The sequence below is a fragment of the Paracoccus lutimaris genome, assembly GCF_003337565.1.
Classification (GTDB): domain Bacteria; phylum Pseudomonadota; class Alphaproteobacteria; order Rhodobacterales; family Rhodobacteraceae; genus Paracoccus; species Paracoccus lutimaris.
Window position 1 is genome coordinate 13,326 of record NZ_QPJL01000012.1, and the last position, 20,215, is coordinate 33,540.

Below are 20,215 nucleotides of genomic sequence, written 5' to 3' on the forward strand. Positions count from 1 at the left end.
GTCGCGCGGCCCTCAATAGGTCGCGCGGCCGCCCGAGATGTCAAAGACCGCGCCGGTCGAAAAGGCGCATTCCTCGGACGCGAGCCACGCGATCAGCGCGGCAGCCTCGTCCGGTTCCAGAAAGCGGTTCAGGGGGATTTTCGACAGCATATAGTCGATATGTTCCTGCTTCATCTGGTCAAAGATCGGCGTGCGCGCGGCGGCGGGGGTGATGCAGTTCACCACGACGCCGGTCCCGGCCAGCTCCTTGCCCAGACTTTTCGTCAGCGCGATCAGCCCCGCCTTGCTGGCCGAGTAATGCGAGGCGTTCGGATTGCCCTCTTTGCCGGCGATCGAGGCCACGTTGACGATGCGGCCATAGCCGCGCGCGATCATGCCCGGCACCAGCGCGCGGCAGATCACATAGGGCGCGGTCAGGTTGACCTGCATGACCTGCCGCCATGTCGCGGGGTCGATTTCCCACAGCTTCGCATTGCCGCCAGTGATGCCGGCATTGTTGACAAGGATATCGACGGCGCCCGCCTCGGCGCTGGCGGCGGCGACATCGGCGTCGTCGGTCAACTCGACCTGACGGGCCACGCCGCCCAGCTCGGCGGCGGCGGCGCGGGCGGCATTGCCGTTGATGTCCCAGATGACGACGCTGGCCCCCGACGCGGCAAAGCGGCGCGCGACGGCCAGCCCGATCCCCTGCGCGCCCCCGGTGATGACCGCGCGGCGGCCCCTCAGATCGATCTGGTTCATGCTGTTTCCTCCTCATCGGTTTTATCCGGCGCGCCGGGCGGCAGGCGCGATTTCAGCAGGGCAAGCTGCTGGGCATCGGCGCGGGCGCGGTGGCGCAGATGGGCCGCGCGCGCAGCCTCTTCGTCCCGGGCATGGACGGCGGCAAGGATCTCGCGGTGTTCCCTGTCGGATTGGTGCGGGCTGGGCCGCAGGGGCAGCACCAGCATGCGGGCGCGGAACTGCTGGCCCCAATATTCGCCCAGCGTATGCTGCAGGCGGCCATTGCCGCACAGGCTGACCATGCTGGAATGGAAATCGTCGTCCAGATCCGACCAGCGCCCGATATCGCCGCTGGCGGTGTGCCGCTCCATCCGGTCCAGAAGGTTGGCAAGGTGCTCATGCTCGGCCCGGCTCAGCCCGCGCCGCGCCACCAGCGCCACGGCGCGAATCTCCAGCGCGGAAAACACGTCGAGGATCTCGGCCACGTCGCGCAGGCTCAGGTCGCGCACGGTGATGCCGTGGCGGGCGCGGATGCTGACCAGCCCCTCTTCGGCCAGCTTGATCGCCGCCTCGCGCACGGGCGTGCGCGACAGCGACAGCAGCGCCGCCAGTTCCGTTTCCAGCAGCGTCGTGCCCGGCGCCAGCCGCCCGGTCAGGATGCGATAGCGCAGGTCGTGATAGGCCCGTTCGCGCGCCGGCATGTGCTCGACCCCCGAAAGGGTCGGGCGCGGCCGCGTGGCCCGGTTCGAGCGGAACGCGCCCTCGGGCTTCATCGCCTATCCCGCCGTTTCCATGTCGCGGATATGGGCGCGGATGATGTCCTGAAAACTGGCATCGGCAACGAAACCCGCCCCGGTCGCGCGGGCGGCGTCGAAATTCCGCGGCCAGCCGGCGACGATGCCCCGGATCGTCGCATCAGGCTGGCGCTTGATCAGCGCCACCTTGTCCTCGCCCGCGACCTCGCCCAAAGCCGCGATCATCTCGCCCACGGTGACCGAGAGGCCAGGCATGGTCAGGCAGCGCCGCGCGCCCAGGGGTCCGGTGTCCATGGTCGCGGCATGGATCAGGAAGCCGGTCGCGGATGCCGGGCTCGCGACCCAGTGGCGCACATCGTCATCGACCGGCAGCACGGCCTCAAGCCCCGCCAGAGGCTCGCGGATGATGCCCGAAAAGAACCCCGAGGCCGCCTTGTTGGGCTTGCCGGGCCGGACCACGATGGTCGGCAGGCGGATCCCCACGCCGTCAAGGATGCCGCGCCGGGAATAGTCGTTCAGCAAGAGTTCGCCGATCATTTTCTGCGCGCCATAGCTGGTCATCGGCGCGGTGATGAACTCGTCCCCGATCGCCTCGGGGAAGGGCGCGCCAAAGACCGCGATGGACGAGGTATAGACCACGCGCGGGTGATAACCGGCCTCAGCTCGGATCGCCTCGAAGAGGTGCCGGGTGCCGTCCAGATTGATGCGGTAGCCCTTGTCGAAATCGGCCTCAGCTTCGCCCGAGACGATGGCGGCAAGGTGAAAGATCACCTCGGGCCGGTCGGCGACCAGCGCATCGACCGTGGCGCGGTCGGAAATGTCGCCGGTCATGACCCGGACCGCCACCGCATCCGTCCCTTGCGTCGCGGCGGGCACCACGTCGAACAGGGTGACTTCCGACACCGCCCTGTCGCCCAGACGGCCCGAGGCGACCAGCGCCTCGGCCAGATTGCGGCCGACCATGCCGGCGCCCCCGATGATTAGAACCTTCATCCGCCCCGCCCCTTTTTCCCGAGTCCCGATATCTATGTATACATTATCGGGCTTTGGCGGCGGTTCAAGCCTTGAGGAGACCCCGCCCGGCCAGATTGCGCATCAAGGCGCCGGCACCAAAGACCCATTCGGGGGCCTCGGTGGACAGGGTCACGCGATTGACCAGCGCGCCCAGCCCCGGCTCGCTGATGGTGACCAGATCGCCGGGATGATGGGTAAAGCCCTGACCGGGCGCGTCGCGGTCCTGCGTGGGCGCGAAAAGCGTGCCCAGATACAGCATGAAGCCATCGGGATACTGGTGATGGCGGCCGCGCGCCTGCGCCACCAGATCGGCCGGATCGCGGCTGATCCGCGACATGGACGAACGCCCGTCCATGACGAAACCGTCCGCGCCCTCGACCCGCAGGGTCAGTTCGGCCCGGCGGATATCGTCCAGCCCCCAATCCGCGTCGAACAGCCGGATGAAGGGGCCGATGGCTGCGGATGCATTGTTGTCCTTGGCCTTGCCCAGCAGCAGCGCCGAGCGCCCCTCGACATCGCGCAGGTTCACGTCATTGCCAAGGCTTGCGCCCCGGATGCGGCCCCGGCTGTCCACGGCCAGCACGATTTCCGGCTCGGGGTTGTTCCAGCGGCTGATCGGGTGCAGACCCACATCCGCGCCCCAGCCGACCGAGGCCATGGGCTGGCATTTGGTGAAGATCTCGGCATCCGGGCCGATGCCCACCTCAAGGTATTGCGACCATAGGCCCTCGGCCAGCAGCACGCGCTTGACCTCGGCAGCGCGCTCGGATCCCGGCACGATGCCGCGCAGATTGTCGCCGACCCGCGCGCCGATGCGGGCGCGGATTTCGGCGGCAAGGTCGGGATTGCCGGCGGCTTGTTCCTCGATCACGCGTTCGACCATCGACTCGGCAAAGGTGACGCCGCTGGCTTTGATGGCCTGCAGATCGGCGGGCGACAGCAGATGCAGCCGGTCCGGCCCGGTGCCCGTGATCTGCAAATCCCCGATATCGCCAAGGACCTGCCCGGTCTGCGCCGCCAGCCAGCCCGCCGGGTCGTCCAGTTCCAGCAGGTCGCGCATGGTCGGCACCTCGGGCGAGGTGACATCGACCAGCCCGCCGTCGCGCAGGACCACTACGGCGGGGCCAATGCCGGGGCGCCAGACGCGGCCGACGAAAAGCCCCGCCCTGGGCAGCTGGAACCCCGGCGCCACGCTCATTTCCCCCAGCGCAGGACGATCGGGTCCAGCGGCCGGGCCAGATCAATGGCCATGCGGCGCGTGTCGGGGTGCAGGGGCGGGATCGGATGGCGGCAGAATTCCGAGCCGATGACGCCCCCCTCGACCATCAGCGCCTTGGCCGAACGGAACCCGCATTGCCGGTTTTCATGGTTCACAAAGGGCAGGACGCGCGCATAGCCCGCCGTCGCGCCCGCGCGGTCCCCCGCCGCCCAAAGCGTCAGAATCGGCTTGATCTGATCGGTGATCGAGGCCGAGGTCATCGCCCCCGTCGCGCCCGCATCCAGATCGGCCAGAAGCGTGATCGCCTCTTCGCCGTCCATGGGCGCCTCGATGGCGTCGCCGCCTTCGGCGATCAGCACGCGCAGCTTGTTCGCGGCCTGCGGGCATTCGATCTTGAAAAGCTTCACCATCTCGATCTCGCGCGCCATGCGCACCAGCAAAGGCACCGGCAGATCGACCCCCGACAAGGGCGCATCCTGCACCATGATCGGGATCCCCACCTCGCCCACGGCGCGGAACTGCTCGAAGGTCTGCTCGGCAGTGCCGCGCATCAGCGCGCCGTGATAGGGCGGCATCATCATCACCGCCGCAGCGCCCAGATCACGCGCCAGCCGCGCCCGCGACACCGCGATGGACGTGGCGAAATGGCTGATGGTCACGATCACCGGCACCCGGCCTGCGACATGCTCCAAGGACAGCCGGGTCAGCGCCTCGCGTTCATCATCCGAAAGCAGGAACTGCTCCGAGAAATTCGCCAGAATGCAGATGCCGGTCGATCCCTGATCCACCATGCAATCCAGCACACGCCGCATGCCGTCGTAATCGACCTCGCCATTTTCAAGAAACGGCGTCGGCGCGACCGGCCAGATTCCTTCCCATCCCGGCATCAAAGCCCCCTGATTCATGTGATGATTCATGTGATGCGCGGATGGTATACCATTTTTCGCCGGCGGCAAGGGCGCGCCGCAACGCGCCCTTGCCGATCAGGAAAAGCCCGCGCCCTGCGTGGCGGTCGGCAGTGCGTAAAGCGACTGGCTGGCGGCCATGAACAGCACGTTCCGCTTGGGCCCGCCAAAGCAGATATTGCCGCAGACCTCGGGCAGGCGCACCCGGCCCAACAGCCGCCCGTCCGGCGCCCAGCAGGTCACGCCGCTATAGCCGACCACCCGCCCGGCATTGCTGGAGGCCCAGAGATTGCCATAGACATCGCAGCGCAGCCCGTCGGGGCCGCATTTCACCCCGTCCACCATGCAATCGCTGAACAGGCGCTGGTTTGACAGCGCCCCATCCGGCGCCACGTCAAAGACAAAGATCTCGCCCTTGCCGCCCGTGCCGGTATCGCCCGGCCCCTTGCCGGTCGAGGCGACGTAAAGCCGGTCGAACGCGGGCGAAAAGCACAGCCCGTTCGGGTCCTGGATCTGGGCTTCCTCGATCATGCGGGTGATGGCGCCATCGGGCGCGACGCGATAGACGCCATGGCCCATCTCGCGCCTGGCCTCGCCGATTTCGGGGGGCTGGCCGATGCGGTTGTTGATCCGCCCATCCGGGTTTGACGGCCCGCCCGGCGCATCGGGCGTGCCCTCATATAGCTGGCCGCCATAGGGCGGGTCCGAGAACCAGACGCTGCCGTCTTGATGCTCGACCACGTCGTTGGGGGAATTGAAGCGCTTGCCCTCATAGCGGTCGGCGACGATGCTGATGGTGCCGTCCAACTCATAGCGGGTGACGCGGCGGGTCAGGTGTTCGCAGGAAAGCTGCCGGCCCTTGCTGTCAAAGCTGTTGCCGTTCGAGTTGTTCGAGGGCAGGCGCATCACGCTGACATGGCCGTCATCGGCCAACCAGCGCATCTGGCGATTGTTGGGAATATCCGAGAACAGCAGATACTGGCCGACCGCGCTCCATGCCGGGCCTTCCAGCCACAGCCCGCCGGTCCATAACCGCCGGATCGGGGCATTGCCCTGCGCCAGCGCATCAAAGCCCGGATCGACGCTAAGAACGTCGGGATCGCGGAAATAGACATTCGGCGGCGCATCGGGCGCGAAGCTGCGCGGCGGCGTGGTCACGGTGCTGGGCGGTGGCGGGCCCTCCTGCGCAAAGACCGCCGGCGCGGCCAGCACCACCGCTGCGGCCCCTGCCCCCAGCGTGCCCAGCGACTGGCGCCGGGTCATGCCCGCCTGATGATCGGTGTCGTCGTGATGGCTCATGCCCTCGCCCCCTTTTCTCGCGGAAAAATGCGGTTTGCTTTTCGGTCAATCGGGGTATGGTATACCAAAATCCGAAACCGGTAAATCGACGCCAGCCAGAGGGATGCCATGTCCGACACGCGCGCCAACAAACGCTTTCGCAGCCAGGAATGGTTCGACAACCCCAACAATCCCGGCATGACCGCCCTATATGTCGAACGCTATCAGAATCAGGCCTTCACGCGCGATGAGATTCAATCCGACCGCCCGATCATCGGCATCGCCCAGACCGGCAGCGATCTGGCGCCCTGCAACAAGATCCACGTCTTTCTGATGGACCGCATCAAGGCCGGCATCCGCGACGGCGGCGGCATCCCGATGGAGTTTCCGGTCCATCCGATTCAGGAAACCGGCAAGCGCCCGACCGCCGCACTGGACCGCAACCTGGCCTATCTCAGCCTCGTCGAGGTGCTGCACGGCTATCCGATCGACGGCGTCGTGCTGACCACCGGCTGCGACAAGACCACGCCCGCCATGCTGATGGGCGCCGCGACCGTCGATATCCCGGCGATCACGCTGAATGGCGGCCCGATGCTGGACGGCTGGTGGCAGGGCAAGCGCGCAGGGTCCGGCACCATCGTCTGGGAAAGCCGCCGCCTCTTGGCCGAGGGCAAGATCGATTACGACGAATTCATGGAGCGCGTCTGCGCATCCGCCCCCAGCCTTGGCCATTGCAACACCATGGGCACCGCCAGCACCATGAACGCCATGGCCGAGGCGCTTGGCATGTCGCTGACCGGCTGTTCGGCCATTCCCGCGCCGTTTCGCGAGCGCATGAACATGGCCTATGAAACCGGCAAGCGCATTGTGCAGATGGTGCTGGACGATCTGAAGCCCAGCGACATCCTCAGCCGCGAAAGCTTTGAAAACGCCATCGTGGTGAACGCGGCGATTGGCGGGTCCACCAACGCGCCGCCGCATCTGCAGGCCATCGCGCGGCATGCGGGGATCGATCTGAACGTCAAGGACTGGGAAACCATCGGCTTTGAGATTCCGCTGCTTTTGAACATGCAGCCGGCGGGGGAGTTTCTGGGCGAAAGCTTCTTTCGCGCCGGGGGCGTCCCCGCCGTGATGGGCGAGCTGATGAAGGCCGGGATGATCCGCAAGGGCGCGATGACCGTCAGCGGCAAGACCATGGGCGACAATCTGGCGAAATGGGAAAGCCGCGACGCTGCGGTGATCCGCACGGTCGCCCACCCCTTGCGCCAGAACGCGGGCTTTCTGGTCCTGTCGGGCAACCTGTTCGACAGCGCCCTGATGAAGACCAGCGTGATTTCCGCCGATTTCCGCAACCGCTTCCTGTCGCGCCCCGGCGCCGAGGGCATCCACGAGGCCCGCGCCATCGTCTTTGAGGGCCCCGAGGATTACCACGACCGCCTGAACGACCCCGATCTGGCGATTGACGAAAACTGCATCCTGTTCATCCGCAACGTCGGCTGCGTGGGCTATCCCGGCAGCGCCGAGGTGGTGAACATGCAGCCGCCGGACGCGCTGCTGAAACAGGGCATCAACCACCTGCCGACAGTGGGCGACGGGCGGCAATCGGGCACTTCGGAAAGCCCCTCGATCCTGAACGCCTCGCCCGAGGCGGTGGTGGGGGGCGGGCTGGCGCTGCTCAGGACCGGGGACCGGGTGCGGCTGGACCTGAACACGCGGCGCATGGATGCGCTGGTCGATCCGGCCGAATGGCAGCGCCGCCGCGATGCATGGCAACCGCCCGAACTGGTCAACCAGACACCTTGGCAGGAAATCTATCGCCGCCATGTCGGGCAACTGGCCGATGGCGGCTGTCTGGAACTGGCGACGGCCTATCGGCGGGTGGCGCGGATGCTGCCGCGCGACAATCACTGAGCGGGACTGAAAGGACAGGGCATGAGCAGCGGCAAAAGCATCATCATCACCGGCGCGGGCAGCGGCATCGGCCGCGTCACCGCACGGACATTCCTGAAAGCCGGCTGGCGCGTGGGCCTGATCGGCCGGCGCGAGGAGGCGCTGCGCGAAACTGCAGGCGATACCAAGGCCGCGCTGATCCTGCCCTGCGACGTGGTGAACCCGGTCGAGGTCGATGCGGTCTTTGACCGCGCTCAGGCCGCCTGGGGGCATCTGGACGCGATCTTCAACAATGCCGGCACCGGGCTGATCCCGCAGACCCCGGACGAGGTCGATCCCGAGGAATTCCGCCGCGTGATCGCGGTCAATGTGCTGGGCGTCTTCAACTGCGCCCATACCGCCTTTCGCATCATGCGCGAACAGGACCCGCAGGGCGGGCGGATCATCAACAACGGCTCGATCTCGGCCCATGCGCCGCGTCCGGGCTCCATCGGCTATACGACCTCGAAACATGCGGTGACGGGGATCACGCGCTCGGTCTCGCTGGACGGGCGGCCGTTCAATATCGCCTGCGGCCAGATCGATATCGGCAATGCGCTGACCGACATGGCGCAGGCCATGACCAAGGGCGTGATGCAGGCCGATGGCTCGGTCAGGGTCGAGCCGGTGATGGATGTGCAGGTGGTGGCCGATACCGTGCTGCACATGGCCAGCCTGCCCGAGGGCGCGAATGTGCAATTCGTCACCGTAATGGCCACCAACATGCCCTTTATCGGGCGCGGCTGAGCCATGGCGCAGGGGCTTTTCGACCTGACCGGGCGGCGGGCGCTGATCACCGGCTCATCGCAGGGGATCGGCCTTGCCCTGGCGCGCGGGCTGGCCGGCGCGGGCGCAAGCCTTGTGCTGAATGGCCGCGACAGCGCCAAGCTGGACGCCGCCGCCAGGGCGCTGCGGGCCGAAGGGGCGCAGGTCGAGACCCTGCCCTTTGACGTGACCGATCACGCCGCCGCCCGCAAGGCCGTCGACGGGTTCGAGGGCGCGCAGGGCCCCATCGACATCCTGATCAACAATGCCGGCATGCAGCATCGCGCGCCCTTGCAGGATTTCCCCGCTGACGCATTCCAGCAGCTTTTGCAGACGAACATCGCCAGCGTCTTCAATGTGGCGCAGGCCTGCGCCCGGCACATGATCGCGCGCGGCGCCGGCAAGATCATCAATATCGCCAGCGTGCAGACGGCCTTGGCCCGGCCCGGCATCGCCCCCTATACGGCGACCAAGGGCGCGGTTGCGAACCTGACCAAGGGCATGGCGACCGACTGGGCGCGGCATGGGCTGAACTGCAATGCGCTGGCGCCGGGCTATTTCGACACGCCGCTGAATGCCGCGCTGGTCGCCGATCCGGCCTTCTCGGACTGGCTGGAAAAGCGCACCCCCGCCGGCCGCTGGGGCAAGGTCGAGGAACTGGTGGGCGCGGCGATCTTTCTGTCCGCCCCGGCCTCGTCCTTTGTCAACGGCACCGTCATCTATGTGGATGGCGGTATCACCGCCTCGCTTTAAGAAGGGAACCCCATGTCCAAGGTCATCGCCATCGGCCCCTATTCCGACAGTGACGCCGCCGCGCTCAAGCGGGATTTCGACGCGCTTCGCCTGCCCGGTCTTGCCGCCATCGCGGACCTGCCCGAGGATCAGCGCCGTGCGGTCCGGGCCGTGGCCTTCATGGGGCATGACCCGTTCGGCGGCGCGACCATGGACCTGCTGCCGGGGCTGAAGGCGATCGCCAATTTCGGCGTCGGCTATGACGCCATCGACGTGGCGGCGGCGACGGCGCGCGGCATCCGCGTCACCAACACCCCCGAGGTCCTGAATGACGACGTGGCCGATCTGGCCGTCGCCATGTGGATCGCGCAGGCCCGCGATTTCGAGATCGCGATCCGGAACGCCCGCAGCGGCGACTGGGGGCGCGGGGTCAGGCTGCCATTGGCACGCAAGGCATCCGGGCGCCGGGTTGGCGTCCTTGGGCTGGGGCGCATCGGGCGCGAGATCGCCGACCGGCTTGCCGGTTTCAAATGCGAGATCCATTACCAGTCGCGCAGCCGCAAGGACACGCCTGCGGGCTGGACCTATCACGCCGATCCGGTCGATCTGGCGCGTGCCGTCGACGACCTGATCGTCGCCGTGGTCGGCGGCCCGGAAACCGAGGGGTTCGTGTCGGCCGAGGTGCTGGCCGCGCTGGGACCGGACGGGGTCATCGTGAACATCTCGCGCGGCAGCGTCATCGATGAAGAGGCGCTGATCGGCGCCCTGCAATCGGGCGCGATCCGGGCCGCCGCGCTGGATGTGTTCCGGGGCGAGCCGCAGATCGACCCGCGCCTGCTGGCCCTGCCCAATATCCTGCCCCTGCCCCATATCGGTTCCGCCACGGTCGAGACCCGCGCCGCCATGGGGGCCTTGCAGCGCGCCAACCTGCGGGCCATTTTGGCCGGGCAGGACCCGGAAACTCCGGTCAACTAGAATGATGCAGGCGATATCGTGACCAGCAGACCCGAGGACACCGACCGGACCTTTCCCGCCGGCATCGCCGCCCGCCTGCGCCGCGAAATCCTGACCGGCGAATTGCCCCCCGGCAGCGCGCTCAAGGAACGCGACAACGCCCAACGTCTGGGCGTCAGCCGCACGCCCCTGCGCGAGGCGGTGCGCATCCTGGGCCAGGAGGGGCTGGTCACGCTGCGCCCCTTGCGCAGCCCGGTCGTCGCCGACCCCTCGCTGGCCGAGGTGCTGGACGAAATCGCCGTGCTGCGCCAGCTTGAGATCTTTTCCGGCGGGCTGGCCTGCCAGAACGCCACGCCCGAGGAGGTTGAGCTGATCGCCGCCCTGGCCGCCGATGTCGCGGCCCATCATGCCACGGGCGACAAGGTCGATGTCTTTGATCAGGACATGCGCATGCATACCGCGATTGCCGATGCCGCGCATAATGCGGCGCTCAGCCGGACCTATCGCGAATATCTGGCGCGGCTGTGGCGGGTGCGGTTCGTCTCAGCCCGCGAACGCGCCGATGCGCCCCGCGTTTTGGCCGACCATCAGGACATGATCGCCGCGCTGCGCGCCCGCGACAGCCAGCGGATGACGGCAGCGATTGCCTCGCATCTGGACGGGATGGTGCGCAATGTCACCCGCCATTTCCAGAACCGCGAGGGCAATGCCCGCCAGCCCTGACAGATCGCCGGGATCGCCCCATTGGCGGGCAGGCTCATGCGGTGCAGGCACGGGCCCGCAGGTCAGTCCCCGCCGGTCACGGTTGCATCTGGACGCCCCGGCCTTGATGCAAAGCTTGCCGCCATTCTGCGCACCGTATCCGAACCGTTCCGCATCAGCCGCTCCAGCCGGTCGCCCGGATGGCCGCCATGGGCGATCATCGCCGCAAGCGCGGCCTCGGTCCGCGCGCTGTCGCCCGAGTCGACCCAGTCGCGCACCACGGCGGCCGTGACTTTCGGCGGCAGCCATTCAAAGGCGCCACAAAGGCCGCGTGTGCCGTCATCACAGACGCGGGCGAAAGCGACGGCCTGCTCAAGGCGCCGCGCATCGCCTGTCTCGAGCGCGCGATGGGTCAGCACGAACAGCTCACCCTTTTCGGGGAATGCCTCGAAAGCCTCGATGATGAACGGCCAGACCGCCGCGCCGGCGATACGCAAGGCGTCAAGATTGGCCTCAAGCCGGGCATCCACGAAAGCGATGGCCTCGGTATCGGGCGGATCCTCGGCCGCCAGCGTATCGCGCTGTGCCCAGAAGAAGGCGGCGTTTTCGACATGTGTGCGGACCACCGCGGCGATCACCGGCTGCGTCTCCGACATGTTGCCCTCTGATTGTCTGCTGACGTCACCGGCAAGTATAGCGCGCAACGCGCGAATTGATCGTGGAAACTTTCAGCAGCTATCGCCCGCCCTTCTTGCCGGGCGGTGTTTCTCCGCCCTTCTCGCCTGCGTGCCGGCGCATTCCGTTTCCCACTGGTTTTCAGACGCGCGCGGACCTATTTCAAAGGCCAAGCAGGGGGATGCCGCCATGAAAGACCTGACCCAGACCGATGCCGACGCGCTGATCGCGACCCTTGGCCGGCGCGCGCGCGAGGCGACGCGGGTCCTCGCCGAAGCCACGGCCGAGCGCAAGCACGCCGCCCTTGTCGGCGCGGCCGAGGCGATCCTCGCCGCCGGGGACGAGATCCTCGACGCCAATAGCGAGGACATGCGCCATGCCGAGGAAAAGGGCCTGACACCCGCCATGCTCGACCGGCTCAAACTCGACGTCTCGCGCATCCGCGCGATGGCCGACGGGCTGCGCGCGGTCGCCGAGCAGCCCGATCCGGTGGGCAAGGTGCTGGCCGAATGGGATCGCCCGAACGGGTTGCATATCCAGCGCGTCGCGACGCCTCTGGGCGTGATCGGGGTGATCTATGAAAGCCGCCCCAATGTCACTGCCGACGCCGCCGCACTGGCGCTGAAATCGGGCAATGCCGTGATCCTGCGCGGCGGCTCGGAAAGCCTGCACAGCTCTGCCGCCATCCACAAGGCACTGGTGCGGGGGCTGGTCTCGGCCGGCCTGCCCGCGGATTCGGTCCAGATGGTCCCGACCCGCGACCGCGAGGCGGTGGCAGCGATGCTGCGCGCGCAGGGGCTGATCGACGTCATCATCCCGCGCGGCGGCAAGGGGCTGGTCGGCCTGGTGCAGAAAGAGGCGCGCGTACCGGTCTTTGCCCATCTTGAGGGGATCTGCCATGTCTATGCCGATGGCGATGCCGATCTGGCCAAGGCGCGGCGCGTGGTCCTGAACGCCAAGACCCGCCGTACCGGCATTTGCGGTGCCGCCGAATGCCTGCTGATCGACCGCGGCTTTTACGACCGCCATGGCGCCGTGCTGGTCCAGGACCTGCTGGACGCGGGCGTCGAGGTGCGGGCCGATGGCGCGCTGGCCGCAATCGCCGGCACCGTCGCGGCCGAGCCCTCGGATTTCGGGCAGGAGTTTCTGGACAAGATCATCGCGGTCAAGCTGGTTGACGGGATCGATGCCGCCATGGACCATATCCGCCGCTATGGGTCCGGCCACACCGAGTCGATCCTGACCGAGAATGACGCCACCGCGCAGCGCTTTTTCAGCGGGCTGGACAGCGCCATCCTGATGCGCAATGCCTCGACCCAGTTCGCCGATGGCGGCGAATTCGGCATGGGCGCGGAAATCGGCATCGCCACCGGCAAGATGCATGCCCGCGGCCCCGTCGGCGCCGAGCAGCTGACCAGCTTCAAGTATCTGGTCACCGGCGACGGCACGATCCGGGACTGATGACGGCCCAGACGCTGCATCAGGACGACCGCTACCGCGTCACATTGTTTCGCGGCAGTGGCGGGGGCGCGCGTCTGGCGGTCAGTTTCGACCATGGCCGCCCGCAGATGCGTGGCGGGTTCACCAAACCCAAATATCCCCATTTCGCCGAGCAGCTGGGCATCGACGCGCTGACGGTACAGACCGCCTGGCGCGACTGGTTCATCTCGGAGCGCAGCGCGACTCTGGCCGAGGTTCTGGCCGACGCCACCCGCGACCGCGCCGAGGTGATCTGCACCGGATTTTCGATGGGCGGCTATGGCGCGCTGCTCTATTCGGCGGCCTGTCACGCAAAGCGGGTGCTGGCCGTCTCGCCGCAATACAGCATCGACCCGGCCGTGGCGCCCTTCGACGCCAAGCGGCATCAGAAATTCGCCCGGATCGGCCGCCCGATGCCCTGTCCCCAGGAATGGGGCGATCCACAGGTCGGGGGGCTGCTGCTATATGACCCGGCCATCGCTGCGGATCGTGCGCATATGCAATTGATCACCCGGGCCTTTCCCCGGTTGATGACGATTGCCCTGCCCCATGGCGGCCATCCCGCGACCGGCGTCATCGCGGCATATGGCGGGATCGGCCGGGTGGCCCGGATGGTCGCAACCGATCAGATCGACGCGTCCGCGATCCGGCAGCTGCACCGGCGCTACCGGCGCCGCGTGGCCAATTATCGCCTGAGCCTGGCCAGCGCGGCTCTGCCCCGACATCCGCAGCGTGCCGTGCCAGAGCTGCTGCGGCTGGCGCATGAAACCGACCCCGAGATCCGCTTTCAGGCCGGGCTCACGCTGCTGGAACATGGCCATTCCGAGGCAACGCCCCTGCTGATCGCGCTGCTTGACGAGTTTCCGGACGCTCCACGTTCCTGGGCGCGCCGGATGAATCTGGCCCTGCGCAAGGCCGAGGCCGCCACGAAAGCCGCCGCCGGGCGCGAGGGCCGGCCGCCGCGTCCCCAAGCCCCGGCGCAAACGCCCTGAGGCTGCGAGATGGCCGGGGGTGCCGGGGTCGCGGCAAACGGCTCGGGTCATGAGCCCCGGCCAGCCTGCAAGAGCGATGCGCCCCTGCGGGACCGCCGCGCCTAAAGCGCCGTCCAGCCCCCATCTACCGAAATCGTCGTCCCGGTGATCTGATCCGCCGAGGGCGAGCACAAGAATACCGCCGTGCCGCCCATCTGCTCGACGGTCGCGAACTGGCCCGAGGGCTGGCGTTGCAGCATGACCTTGGCGATCACGTCCTCGCGGCTCATGTTATGGGTCTTCATCTGGTCGGGGATCTGCTTTTCGACAATGGGCGTCAGCACATAGCCGGGGCAGATGGCGTTGCAGGTGATCGCCTCCCTGGCGGTCTCAAGCGCAGTCACCTTGGTCAGCCCGACCACGCCATGCTTGGCCGCGACATAGGCGGACTTGTATTCGCTGGCGGTCAGCCCGTGGGCCGAGGCGATGTTGATCACCCGCCCCCAGCCCGCCTTGCGCATCATCGGCAGCGCCACCGCCGTGGTGTGGAAGGCCGAGGACAGGTTGATGGCGATGATCGCGTCCCACTTCTCGGCCGGGAAATCCGGGATCGGCGCGACATGCTGGATGCCGGCATTGTTCACCAGAATATCGCAGGCGCCGGCCTTTTCGATCAGCGCCCGGCAATCGGCGCCCTTGGACATGTCGGCCTGGATATAGCGGACCTTGACGCCATGCTCGCGCGACATCGCATCGGCCAGCGCGTGATCCTCGGGCGCGTCGGTAAAGCTGTTCAGCACGATATCGGCGCCCGCACGCGCCAGCTCGACCGCGATCCCCAAGCCGATGCCGGAATTCGAGCCGGTCACCACCGCGGTCTTGCCGCCAAGGAATTTCTGGAACATCGCTGCCTCCTGCTGCATGCGTCGCTGTTGCGGGTGCAGCATGGGGAATAATGCCGGGCGGCACAAGACCGACCTGGCGACCGGTCCGGGTCCCGCCGCCGCAGGGTTTGGCCGAACATTTTCGCGTGATCGAATCCCCTGCCCCTTGGCCTTGGCCGGAGCAATGCCGGCAAGCCGCCCGGGCCATCGTTTTCCCCAATAAAAAAGCGCCCGCACAAGGCGGGCGCAAGTCATGAGGCAGGTTTCATACAGGCAAGAAACCTATCGAGCAGTGCCTTATCTATACGCTTTTCGCCCCATGAGTCCAAGGCGTAAGTTTGCTTCATGGTGAACAGGCGGCTAATCTGGCCGGCAACAAGACCAGCGACCCGAAAAACAGGGCCATCGAGCATGCGATTCTACAATTTTGCTAACGATTCCGCGATCTGGCGGCGGCTCGCCTTATGCGTGTGTGTTGCATCCATGCCGCTGGCAAGCCCCGCCGAACCCATGCATGCCATTGCAATGTATGGAGAACCTGCGCTGGGGCCGGGTTTCCCGCACCTGCCCTATGCCAATCCCGAGGCCCCGAAAGGCGGCACGATTCGTCTGGCCGAGACGGGCAGCTTTGATTCGCTCAATCCCTGGGTCTTGATGGGCAATCCGGTCTGGCCGCTATTCACCCAGCCCGGGCTGGTGACCGAGACGCTGATGATGCGCTCGCTGGATGAGCCGTTCACGCTTTATGGCCTGCTGGCCGAAAGCGTCGAGACCGATCCCGACCGGACATGGGTCGAATTCACCCTGCGCCCCGAGGCGCGGTTTTCGGACGGCTCGCCCGTCACCATCGAGGACGTGATGTGGTCCTATGAGGTGATGGGGACCAAAGGGCATCCGCGCTATACCGCCGTCTGGGCCAAGGTCGCCAAGATGGAGCAGACCGGGCCGCGCAAGCTGCGCTTTACCTTCAACACCGCCGACCGCGAATTGGCGCTGCTGATGGGGATGCGCCCGATCCTGAAAAAGGCGCAATGGCAGGGGCGCGATTTCAGCCAGTCGGGGCTGATGGCGCCGATCGGCTCGGGGCCCTATGTCATCGACAAGGTCGATCCGGGCCGCGCCATCAGCTTTCGCCGCAATCCCGATTACTGGGGCCGCGATCTGGCGCTGACCCGCGGCCTGGGGAATTTCGACACCATCCGCTATGATTATTTCGGCGACGCCTCGACCATGTTCGAGGCCTTCAAGGCCGGCGAGATTGACATGTGGCGCGAGCTGGTCGCGGCGCGCTGGGACCGCGATTTCGACTTTCCGGCGGTCCGCGAGGGCCGCGTGGTCAAGTCCGAGATCCCGAATGGCCGCCCCTCGGGGATCATGGGGCTGGTAATGAACACCCGAAACCCGCTTTTCGCCGATTGGCGGGCGCGGCAGGCGCTGATCGAGGCCTTCAACCACCGTTTCATCAACATGACGCTGTCGGGCGGCAAGGATCCGCGCATCAGCAGCTATTTCTCGAATTCGGAACTGGCGATGGGGCCCGGCCCGGCCAGCGGCCGCGAGGCCGAGCTGCTTGCGCCCCATGCGGGCGCCCTGCCCCCCGGCACCATCGAGGGCTATGCCCTGCCCGAGGGGGGGGAGCGCGCCATCGACCGCAAGGGCATCCGTGCCGCGCTGGAGCTTTTGCGCGAGGCCGGCTGGACGGTGCAGAATGGCGAATTGCGCAATGCCGAGGGCCAGCCCTTTGGCTTCGATATCTTGCTGAACCAGTCGGGCAGCGCCATGCGCAGCAGCGCCGAGACCCGGCAGATCGTCGATATCTTCGTGGAATCGCTGCGCAATCTGGGCATCCAGCCCAAGGTGACGCTGCTGGATTCAGCGCAATATGTCGAGCGGACCAACAACTATCAGTTCGACATGACCTGGTATGAGCGCGGGCTGTCGCTGTCGCCGGGCAATGAGCAGATGCTCTACTGGGGCCATGAGGGTGTGACCAAGACCGGCACCAAGAACTGGATGGGCATGGCCTCCCCCGCCGCCGAGGCGATGATCGCCGAGATGGGGCAGGCCCGCACGCATGAGGATTATCTGGCCGCGGTCCGGGCGCTTGACCGGATTTTAACCGCCGGGCGCTATGTCATCCCGGTCAGCTATTCGCGGATTTCCCGCTTGGCCCACAGGTCGGACCTGGATTATCCTGAAATGACGCCGCTTTATGGTGACTGGCCCGGATTCATGCCAGAAACCTGGTGGCAAGAGGAAAGGAAGTGAAATTGATCAGGATCGCAGCTCTCATGGCTCTTATGGCGCTTGCCGCCTGCAATACCGTGGCCGGCGTTGGCGAGGACATCACCGGTGCCTCGCGCATGGTACAGGGCGGGGTCACTGGACCGGGAGGCTATTGAGATGAAATGGGTCCATGTCAGTGAGAACTGGCCCGCCTTCTTTGAGGCCATCATCGAGAAATGGCCCGAGGCGGATGAGGCCGAACTGGACGAGATCGACGGCGATCAGCGCGCCTTCATCACCTATATCGCCGAGGTGACGGGGCAGGATATCGACGAGACCAAGGACGAGATCCGCGAATGGCTGGCGGGCGAGATTCCTTCGGACATCGTCATGGACCCGATCCACGACAATCACTCGATCGCGCTGTCGTCGAAATATGTCGGCGAGGGCGAGGACGAATATGACGACGACGCCCGCTTTGGCGATGACGGCGAGGATGGCGACCGCGAGTGAGGCGGTCGCGTCTTGGGGCCACGTTGCCGGGGCTTCGCCCCGCTCGTCGCTGACGCTCCTCACTCCCCAGGATATTTGGACATGAAAGAAATGGGCGCCGTTCTCAGGCGTCCAGATCGACCCAGACCGGGACATGGTCGCTGGGCTTGTCCTTTGCACGCTCGTCCCGGTCGATGCCGAGGTCGATCATCAGGTCGGCGGCCTGCGGCGACAGCAGGATATGGTCGATGCGGATGCCATTGTCCTTTTGCCAGGCGCCGGCCTGATAGTCCCAGAAGGTGAAGGGGCCGCGCGAGGCGTCCGGATCGCGCAGGCGGACCGCATCTGCCCAGCCGTCAAAGGCGATGCGGCGCAGGGCGGCGCGGCTTTCGGGCTGAAAGAGCGCGTCGTCAGACCATCTTTCGGGATGGGCAGCGTCGCGGGGCTCAAGGATGACGTTATAGTCACCGAGCATCAGCACCGGCATTTCGCTGTCGAGAAGCGCCCGCGCGCGGCGGTGCAGGCGCTCCATCCATGCCAGCTTGTAGTCGAATTTCGGCCCCGGCTGCGGGTTGCCATTCGGCAGATAGAGCCCGGCGATGCGGATGGCGCGCTGGCCGACCACCGTCGCCTCGATCCAGCGGGCCTGTTCGTCGCTGTCATCGCCGGGCAGGCCGCGGCTGACATCCTCGAGCGGCAGTTTCGACAGGATCGCGACGCCGTTGAAGCCCTTTTGGCCATGGGTTTCGATATTGTAGCCCAGATCGGAGATCGGCTCGCGCGGGAAGCCCTCGTCCTGGGTCTTGATCTCTTGCAGGACGACGACGTCCGGCTGGGCCTGCGACAGCCAGCCGGTCAGGGTCTCGATCCGGGCGCGGACGCCGTTGATATTGAAGGTCGCGATTTTCATGGCCCGAGACTAGCCGCGCCCCGCGGCCAAGACCAGAGGCGCCAAGACCAGATCAGATCGAAAACGACGTGCCGCAGCCGCAGGACGAGCTGGCATTGGGGTTGTCGATGGTAAAGCGCGCGCCGATCAGCTCATCGGTGAAATCGATGGTGGCGCCGGCCAGAAACGGCAGCGAGACCGGATCGACGACCACGCTTTGGCCGCCGCCTTGCAGGACCAGATCGTCCTGTGCGGCATCGTCTAGACGGATATCGTATTGAAAACCCGAGCAGCCGCCCCCCGCCACCGCCACCCGCAGCGGCCGTGCCGGGCCATCGGCATTGATTTCTGCCAGCCGGGCAAAGGCGCGCTCGGTCACCTTGGGCGGCAGGGTCAACTCAAAGTTCATGGGGCGTTCCCGTTTCCGTTCCTGGCCTTGGAATATAGGGTTCGCCGTGACCCCTCGCAAGGAATGCAGGACGATATGACGGCACCCTATGCCTGCCAGCCCGATGAAAGCCGCGGCCGCCGCTGGCCGGAACGCATGTCCACCTTTCGCAGCCCATGGCAGCGCGACCGCGACCGCATCATCCATTCATCGGCATTCCGGCGGCTGAAGCACAAGACCCAGGTCTTTGTCGAGCATGAGGGCGATTATTACCGCACCCGCCTGACCCATACGATCGAGGTGGCGCAGGTCGCGCGCACCATCGCCGGCGTGCTGGGCCTGAACGCCGATCTGGCCGAGACAGTGGCGCTGGCCCATGACCTTGGCCACCCGCCCTTTGGCCATACCGGAGAGGATGCGCTGGCTGTCCTGATGGCGCCCTATGGCGGCTTTGACCACAATGCGCAGGCGCTGCGCATCGTCACCCGGCTGGAGCGCCATTACGCCGATTTCGACGGGCTGAACCTGACATGGGAAAGCCTTGAGGGAATCGCCAAGCATAATGGTCCGGTCACCGGCCTCCTGCCCTATGCCTTGGCCGAGGTGAATGCCGAATGGGATCTGGAGCTGCATACCAATGCCAGCGCCGAGGCGCAGGTCGCCGCCGTCGCCGATGATGTCGCCTATAACCATCACGACCTGCATGACGGGCTGCGCGCCGGGCTATTTTCAGAAGAGGATCTCGCGCAACTGCCGGTCGTCAGCGACGCCTTTGCCGAGGTCGATGCCCTGCATCCCGGGCTTGACCAGATGCGCCGCCGGCACGAGGCGCTGCGCCGCGTCTTTGGCGTCATGGTCGAGGATGTGATCGCGGTCGCGCAGAACCGGCTGACCAGCCTGCAGCCGCAAAGCGCGCAGGATATCCGCGACATGGAGGGACCGATCATCCGGTTCTCCAAGCCGCTTTACCAGAACCTCAAGGCGATCAAGCTGTTCCTGTTCCAGCGCATGTATCGCGCGCCTTCGGTCGTGGTCGAGCGTCAGCGGGTCACCGAGATGCTGAACGGGTTGTTTCCGCTGTTCCTGAACGATCCGTCAAAGATGCCCGAAAACTGGTTTCAGGCCGCCGAGGCTGCGGGCGACGAGACCGGCCGCGCCCGCGTGGTGCTGGATTACGTCGCCGGCATGACCGACCGTTTCGCCATTCAGGAGGCCGAGCGGCTGCTGGGCTGACCCCG

At 66.5% G+C, this 20,215-nt stretch carries 21 protein-coding genes; 11 read left to right on the forward strand and 10 right to left on the reverse strand.

Annotation, left to right across the window (positions count from 1 at the left end):
* Nucleotides 1–12: 12 nt before the first annotated feature.
* The 6 genes from DFP89_RS11970 to DFP89_RS11995 form a co-directional block, all read right to left on the reverse strand.
* Nucleotides 13–741 (reverse strand): SDR family NAD(P)-dependent oxidoreductase, encoded by a 729-nt coding sequence (locus tag DFP89_RS11970; protein WP_114349628.1) that lies wholly within the window; start codon nucleotides 739–741, stop codon nucleotides 13–15.
* Nucleotides 738–1,493 (reverse strand): GntR family transcriptional regulator, encoded by a 756-nt coding sequence (locus tag DFP89_RS11975; protein WP_114349629.1) that lies wholly within the window; start codon nucleotides 1,491–1,493, stop codon nucleotides 738–740. The genes DFP89_RS11970 and DFP89_RS11975 overlap by 4 nt, the downstream gene beginning before the upstream one ends.
* A gap of 3 nt (nucleotides 1,494–1,496) precedes the next feature.
* On the reverse strand, nucleotides 1,497–2,468 hold the full coding sequence (denD, locus tag DFP89_RS11980; RefSeq protein WP_114349630.1) for a D-erythronate dehydrogenase: 972 nt from the start codon (nucleotides 2,466–2,468) through the stop codon (nucleotides 1,497–1,499).
* A gap of 64 nt (nucleotides 2,469–2,532) precedes the next feature.
* The gene (locus DFP89_RS11985; RefSeq protein WP_114349631.1) at nucleotides 2,533–3,687 is read right to left on the reverse strand and encodes a fumarylacetoacetate hydrolase family protein; all 1,155 of its coding nucleotides are present in this window, start codon (nucleotides 3,685–3,687) and stop codon (nucleotides 2,533–2,535) included.
* Nucleotides 3,684–4,595 (reverse strand): dihydrodipicolinate synthase family protein, encoded by a 912-nt coding sequence (locus DFP89_RS11990; RefSeq protein ID WP_114349707.1) that lies wholly within the window; start codon nucleotides 4,593–4,595, stop codon nucleotides 3,684–3,686. Before DFP89_RS11990 ends, DFP89_RS11985 begins: the two co-directional genes overlap by 4 nt.
* A 96-nt stretch (nucleotides 4,596–4,691) precedes the next feature.
* Nucleotides 4,692–5,912, reverse strand: a complete 1,221-nt coding sequence (locus DFP89_RS11995; protein WP_114349632.1) for an SMP-30/gluconolactonase/LRE family protein — start codon at nucleotides 5,910–5,912, stop codon at nucleotides 4,692–4,694.
* Between the two features lie 108 nt (nucleotides 5,913–6,020).
* Between DFP89_RS11995 and DFP89_RS12000 the strand changes: the two genes are divergently transcribed.
* From DFP89_RS12000 to DFP89_RS12020, 5 genes are read left to right on the forward strand one after another with little or no spacing between them, the layout of a single operon-like run.
* Nucleotides 6,021–7,802 carry an IlvD/Edd family dehydratase gene (locus tag DFP89_RS12000; RefSeq protein WP_114349633.1) on the forward strand — a complete coding sequence of 594 codons (1,782 nt, stop codon included), beginning with the start codon at nucleotides 6,021–6,023 and terminating at the stop codon, nucleotides 7,800–7,802.
* A gap of 21 nt (nucleotides 7,803–7,823) precedes the next feature.
* Nucleotides 7,824–8,567 carry an SDR family oxidoreductase gene (locus DFP89_RS12005; protein ID WP_114349634.1) on the forward strand — a complete coding sequence of 248 codons (744 nt, stop codon included), beginning with the start codon at nucleotides 7,824–7,826 and terminating at the stop codon, nucleotides 8,565–8,567.
* Between the two features lie 3 nt (nucleotides 8,568–8,570).
* Complete coding sequence (locus tag DFP89_RS12010; RefSeq protein WP_114349635.1) at nucleotides 8,571–9,338, forward strand: SDR family oxidoreductase; 768 nt, start codon at nucleotides 8,571–8,573, stop codon at nucleotides 9,336–9,338.
* A gap of 12 nt (nucleotides 9,339–9,350) precedes the next feature.
* Nucleotides 9,351–10,292 carry a 2-hydroxyacid dehydrogenase gene (locus DFP89_RS12015; RefSeq protein ID WP_114349636.1) on the forward strand — a complete coding sequence of 314 codons (942 nt, stop codon included), beginning with the start codon at nucleotides 9,351–9,353 and terminating at the stop codon, nucleotides 10,290–10,292.
* A gap of 18 nt (nucleotides 10,293–10,310) precedes the next feature.
* Complete coding sequence (locus DFP89_RS12020; protein WP_245948699.1) at nucleotides 10,311–10,994, forward strand: GntR family transcriptional regulator; 684 nt, start codon at nucleotides 10,311–10,313, stop codon at nucleotides 10,992–10,994.
* Nucleotides 10,995–11,056: 62 nt separating this feature from the next.
* On the opposite strand, the gene DFP89_RS12025 is transcribed toward DFP89_RS12020, so the two are convergent.
* Complete coding sequence (locus tag DFP89_RS12025) at nucleotides 11,057–11,629, reverse strand: hypothetical protein (RefSeq protein WP_114349637.1); 573 nt, start codon at nucleotides 11,627–11,629, stop codon at nucleotides 11,057–11,059.
* A 208-nt stretch (nucleotides 11,630–11,837) separates the two neighbouring features.
* Between DFP89_RS12025 and DFP89_RS12030 the strand changes: the two genes are divergently transcribed.
* Together DFP89_RS12030 and DFP89_RS12035 are read left to right on the forward strand one after the other, a co-directional pair.
* Complete coding sequence (locus DFP89_RS12030) at nucleotides 11,838–13,109, forward strand: glutamate-5-semialdehyde dehydrogenase (protein WP_114349638.1); 1,272 nt, start codon at nucleotides 11,838–11,840, stop codon at nucleotides 13,107–13,109.
* Nucleotides 13,109–14,119, forward strand: coding sequence for a HEAT repeat domain-containing protein (locus tag DFP89_RS12035; protein WP_114349639.1), 1,011 nt, complete (start codon nucleotides 13,109–13,111; stop codon nucleotides 14,117–14,119). The genes DFP89_RS12030 and DFP89_RS12035 overlap by 1 nt, the downstream gene beginning before the upstream one ends.
* A gap of 101 nt (nucleotides 14,120–14,220) precedes the next feature.
* Here the strand turns inward: DFP89_RS12035 and DFP89_RS12040 are convergent, their stop codons facing one another.
* Nucleotides 14,221–15,003: a 3-hydroxybutyrate dehydrogenase gene (locus DFP89_RS12040; RefSeq protein WP_114349640.1), complete on the reverse strand. Its 783-nt coding sequence runs from the start codon at nucleotides 15,001–15,003 to the stop codon at nucleotides 14,221–14,223.
* Nucleotides 15,004–15,393: 390 nt separating this feature from the next.
* Here DFP89_RS12040 and DFP89_RS12045 point away from each other — a divergent pair, with 390 nt between their 5' ends.
* Genes DFP89_RS12045 through DFP89_RS12050 form a run of 3 tightly spaced genes read left to right on the forward strand, consistent with a single transcriptional unit; the run spans nucleotide 15,394 to nucleotide 17,721 of the window.
* Complete coding sequence (locus DFP89_RS12045) at nucleotides 15,394–17,250, forward strand: extracellular solute-binding protein (RefSeq protein WP_114349641.1); 1,857 nt, start codon at nucleotides 15,394–15,396, stop codon at nucleotides 17,248–17,250.
* Nucleotides 17,247–17,384 (forward strand): hypothetical protein, encoded by a 138-nt coding sequence (locus DFP89_RS20530; protein ID WP_220269835.1) that lies wholly within the window; start codon nucleotides 17,247–17,249, stop codon nucleotides 17,382–17,384. Before DFP89_RS12045 ends, DFP89_RS20530 begins: the two co-directional genes overlap by 4 nt.
* A gap of 1 nt (nucleotide 17,385) precedes the next feature.
* A complete protein-coding gene (locus DFP89_RS12050; protein WP_114349642.1) occupies nucleotides 17,386–17,721 on the forward strand; it encodes a hypothetical protein in 336 nt (111 codons plus the stop codon).
* Nucleotides 17,722–17,824: 103 nt separating this feature from the next.
* Here DFP89_RS12050 and xth read toward each other — a convergent pair whose 3' ends face one another.
* Nucleotides 17,825–18,610, reverse strand: coding sequence for an exodeoxyribonuclease III (gene xth, locus DFP89_RS12055; RefSeq protein WP_114349643.1), 786 nt, complete (start codon nucleotides 18,608–18,610; stop codon nucleotides 17,825–17,827).
* Nucleotides 18,611–18,662: 52 nt separating this feature from the next.
* On the reverse strand, nucleotides 18,663–18,998 hold the full coding sequence (locus tag DFP89_RS12060; protein ID WP_114349644.1) for a HesB/IscA family protein: 336 nt from the start codon (nucleotides 18,996–18,998) through the stop codon (nucleotides 18,663–18,665).
* A 75-nt stretch (nucleotides 18,999–19,073) separates the two neighbouring features.
* Here DFP89_RS12060 and DFP89_RS12065 point away from each other — a divergent pair, with 75 nt between their 5' ends.
* Nucleotides 19,074–20,210: a deoxyguanosinetriphosphate triphosphohydrolase gene (locus DFP89_RS12065; RefSeq protein WP_114349645.1), complete on the forward strand. Its 1,137-nt coding sequence runs from the start codon at nucleotides 19,074–19,076 to the stop codon at nucleotides 20,208–20,210.
* Nucleotides 20,211–20,215 lie beyond the last annotated feature (5 nt).

Excerpts from the sequence above, each read along its gene's own strand:
- DFP89_RS11970 (WP_114349628.1), bottom strand. The coding sequence starts at position 741 with ATGAACCAGATCGATCTGAGGGGCCGCCGCGCGGTCATCACCGGGGGC.
- DFP89_RS11975 (WP_114349629.1), bottom strand. The coding sequence starts at position 1,493 with ATGAAGCCCGAGGGCGCGTTCCGCTCGAACCGGGCCACGCGGCCGCGC.
- denD (WP_114349630.1), bottom strand. The coding sequence starts at position 2,468 with ATGAAGGTTCTAATCATCGGGGGCGCCGGCATGGTCGGCCGCAATCTG.
- DFP89_RS11985 (WP_114349631.1), bottom strand. The coding sequence starts at position 3,687 with ATGAGCGTGGCGCCGGGGTTCCAGCTGCCCAGGGCGGGGCTTTTCGTC.
- DFP89_RS11990 (WP_114349707.1), bottom strand. The coding sequence starts at position 4,595 with ATGCCGGGATGGGAAGGAATCTGGCCGGTCGCGCCGACGCCGTTTCTT.
- DFP89_RS11995 (WP_114349632.1), bottom strand. The coding sequence starts at position 5,912 with ATGAGCCATCACGACGACACCGATCATCAGGCGGGCATGACCCGGCGC.
- DFP89_RS12000 (WP_114349633.1), top strand. The coding sequence starts at position 6,021 with ATGTCCGACACGCGCGCCAACAAACGCTTTCGCAGCCAGGAATGGTTC.
- DFP89_RS12005 (WP_114349634.1), top strand. The coding sequence starts at position 7,824 with ATGAGCAGCGGCAAAAGCATCATCATCACCGGCGCGGGCAGCGGCATC.
- DFP89_RS12010 (WP_114349635.1), top strand. The coding sequence starts at position 8,571 with ATGGCGCAGGGGCTTTTCGACCTGACCGGGCGGCGGGCGCTGATCACC.
- DFP89_RS12015 (WP_114349636.1), top strand. The coding sequence starts at position 9,351 with ATGTCCAAGGTCATCGCCATCGGCCCCTATTCCGACAGTGACGCCGCC.
- DFP89_RS12025 (WP_114349637.1), bottom strand. The coding sequence starts at position 11,629 with ATGTCGGAGACGCAGCCGGTGATCGCCGCGGTGGTCCGCACACATGTC.
- DFP89_RS12030 (WP_114349638.1), top strand. The coding sequence starts at position 11,838 with ATGAAAGACCTGACCCAGACCGATGCCGACGCGCTGATCGCGACCCTT.
- DFP89_RS12035 (WP_114349639.1), top strand. The coding sequence starts at position 13,109 with ATGACGGCCCAGACGCTGCATCAGGACGACCGCTACCGCGTCACATTG.
- DFP89_RS12040 (WP_114349640.1), bottom strand. The coding sequence starts at position 15,003 with ATGTTCCAGAAATTCCTTGGCGGCAAGACCGCGGTGGTGACCGGCTCG.
- DFP89_RS12045 (WP_114349641.1), top strand. The coding sequence starts at position 15,394 with ATGCGATTCTACAATTTTGCTAACGATTCCGCGATCTGGCGGCGGCTC.
- DFP89_RS12050 (WP_114349642.1), top strand. The coding sequence starts at position 17,386 with ATGAAATGGGTCCATGTCAGTGAGAACTGGCCCGCCTTCTTTGAGGCC.
- xth (WP_114349643.1), bottom strand. The coding sequence starts at position 18,610 with ATGAAAATCGCGACCTTCAATATCAACGGCGTCCGCGCCCGGATCGAG.
- DFP89_RS12060 (WP_114349644.1), bottom strand. The coding sequence starts at position 18,998 with ATGAACTTTGAGTTGACCCTGCCGCCCAAGGTGACCGAGCGCGCCTTT.
- DFP89_RS12065 (WP_114349645.1), top strand. The coding sequence starts at position 19,074 with ATGACGGCACCCTATGCCTGCCAGCCCGATGAAAGCCGCGGCCGCCGC.